Source organism: Mycolicibacter senuensis, from assembly GCF_003284925.1.
In the GTDB taxonomy this organism is placed as follows: domain Bacteria; phylum Actinomycetota; class Actinomycetes; order Mycobacteriales; family Mycobacteriaceae; genus Mycobacterium; species Mycobacterium algericum_A.
In genome coordinates this window covers 1-1,483 of sequence record NZ_QMEX01000292.1, presented here as the reverse complement: position 1 = coordinate 1,483, position 1,483 = coordinate 1, and the positions used below count along the sequence as shown (strand labels likewise).

Annotated in this window: 2 protein-coding genes; one reads left to right on the top strand and one right to left on the bottom strand. The window is 70.7% G+C overall.

Going from position 1 to position 1,483, the window contains the following annotated elements; translation table 11 throughout:
* Positions 1 to 182 precede the first annotated feature (182 nt).
* Positions 183 to 983, bottom strand: coding sequence for a DNA repair protein RecO (recO, locus tag DQP56_RS24220; protein WP_112689606.1), 801 nt, complete (start codon positions 981 to 983; stop codon positions 183 to 185).
* Positions 984 to 1,059: 76 nt separating this feature from the next.
* Between recO and DQP56_RS24215 the strand changes: the two genes are divergently transcribed.
* Positions 1,060 to 1,483: amidase family protein (locus DQP56_RS24215; RefSeq protein WP_286167814.1), on the top strand; the 424-nt coding region annotated here is incomplete at its 3' end.

Below are 1,483 nucleotides of genomic sequence, written 5' to 3'. Positions count from 1 at the left end.
GCGCCGAGGCCGGCCGCGTATCGCGGCGCGGTGTAGTGCGCCCAGCGTCCCCACCCGGTGTCGTGAATCATTCGGCCTGCCTTCCAGATTGAGCCTTCGGATCGTGAAGTTGCATCAGCCTACCGCCGACCCACGAATGGTCCACGGAAACGAACACAATTGCCAGGTCGGTGCCCGCGAGGTCAGCCGTGGCTGCCGGTGGCCTCCGGTACCGCCTCGACCCCCACCGCGTGCTGCCCGGCCGCCGCCCGCTGAACGCGCTCCACCAGCGGCAATGTCCGCAGCCGGCGCTCCAGATGCCACTGCAGATGGGCGGCCACCAATCCGCTGGCGTGGCTGCGGTGCGCCGACGTAGAAGATTCAGCAAGCTCCCAATCCCCGTCGTGCAGCGCCGCCATCAGATCCAGCACCCCCATCGGCGGGGTGGTCGATCCGGCCGGGCGGCAGTGACCGCAGACGCTGCCGCCGGCCGCGACATGAAACGCCCGATGCGGGCCGGGGGTGGCACAACGGGCACATTCGGTCAGTGCCGGTGCCCACCCGGCCACCGACATGGCACGCAGCAGGTAGGCGTCCAGCACCAGCTCGCGGGGGCGACGGCCGTCGGCCACCGCCCGCAACGCGCTGACGGTCAGCCGGTGCAACGCCGTTGCCGGTGCCCGCTCGGCGCCGGCGAGACGTTCGGCGGTCTCCAGCATCACGCAGGCGCACGTGTAGCGGCCGTAGTCGCTGACGATGTCGCTCGCGAACGCGTCCACCGACACCACCTGGGTGACGATGTCGAGGTTGCGGCCCGGATGCAGCTGCACGTCAATGTGGGCGAACGGCTCCAGTCGGGCACCGAACTTACTGCGGGTACGGCGCACTCCTTTGGCCACCGCGCGGACCAGCCCGTGGTCGCGGGTGAGCAAAGTGACGATCCGGTCGGCTTCGCCGAGCTTGTGCTGGCGCAGCACCACCGCCCGGTCCCGGTACAGCCGCATCGCACCAGTTTCGCATCATCACGGGGGCGTTTCGAGGACGGTCACCGGCGTGGCACGCCGGATAGTCTCGTCACCGATGACCCACCCGCCCGCGGAACCCGGCGCCCGCTTTCCCACCCTCACCGAACAGCTCTACCAGCTGGCCAGCGGCGAGGTGGCCTCCGTCGACCTGGTCCGCCGCTCGCTGCACGCCATCGACGCCAGCCAGTCCACGCTGAACGCCTTCCGGGTGGTGTTCACCGATTCGGCGCTGCGCAGTGCCGCCGAAGCCGACCGACGCCGCGCCGCCGGCGATCGCGCCCCGCTGCTGGGCGTCCCGATCGCGGTCAAGGACGACACCGACGTCGCGGGTGTACCCACCTCCTTCGGCACGTCCGGCTACGTCGAGCCGGCCGCCCACGACGCCGAGGTGGTGCGGCGGCTCAAAGCCGCAGGAGCGGTGATCGTCGGCAAGACCAACACCTGCGAGTTGGGCCAGTGGCCGTTCACCGGCGGCCCCG